Below are 773 nucleotides of genomic sequence, written 5' to 3'. Positions count from 1 at the left end.
ATGGCGAGCTTATGAAGCAAGCTGAAGAAAAAGCAAAAGCTAGTGGCTTATTTGACTAAATAGGAGTGAAAAATGAGTAGTGTTTAGCTACTCATTTTTTGTGTTATTTATGTATAAAATGATATAACTTGTATTCTTTCTATATTTTGTATTTTTTACCGCTTTAATATTGGATATTGTTTATATGCTATTTTATTTCTTTTATTATCGTAGAATAATTCTTTTATAGCTATTTAGTTAGCTTCTTATGCTATTACAACATCCACCTATAGTAAATATTATAAGAGGAAATTTTACAACTTAATAATATTATATTTACAAAATATAAATAAAAGTAATATAAAATATCAATAAGGCTGATTAACCAAAGAGTAATAGGCTTTGATTAATCAAATCTTGCCTTAGAGAGAAGGTGAAAATTATGGATAAAAATTATATTCCGTATGGTTCAGATATTTCTGGAGGAAAATTTGAATGTGTTGATTGTGGATATGTAATAACAATACCTTCAAGTGATTCATTGCCTCCTTGTCCAAATTTTAGAAGTAATCCTAATGAGCATAAATTAAAAGGATGGAAAAATTTAACAGGTAGAGGTGATGCAAAAGAAGATCCGTATCCTTAATAAAAAGATGACTACAAATGTAGTCATCCCCAATTAATTCATTTGTTAAGCTGTAAAATCTCTACTTGTTTAAATTTGGCAAATTCTTCAGTTTTCTTTTTGAAAAATCTTCTTTTATTTGTTTTTTTATTTCATTTAACCCTTTTGC

General features: G+C 26.5%; 1 protein-coding gene. It reads left to right on the top strand.

All coding sequences use genetic code 11. From position 1 onward, the window contains the following. Window positions 1-421 precede the first annotated feature (421 nt). Window positions 422-625: a hypothetical protein gene (locus CAMP5063_RS08375; protein WP_257929124.1), complete on the top strand. Its 204-nt coding sequence runs from the start codon at window positions 422-424 to the stop codon at window positions 623-625. Window positions 626-773 lie beyond the last annotated feature (148 nt).

The sequence above is a fragment of the Campylobacter sp. RM5063 genome, from assembly GCF_024723655.1.
In the GTDB taxonomy this organism is placed as follows: Bacteria; Campylobacterota; Campylobacteria; order Campylobacterales; family Campylobacteraceae; genus Campylobacter_D; species Campylobacter_D lari_D.
Note: the sequence above shows the minus strand (reverse complement) of the source record. Positions and strands in the feature narration are given on the sequence as shown.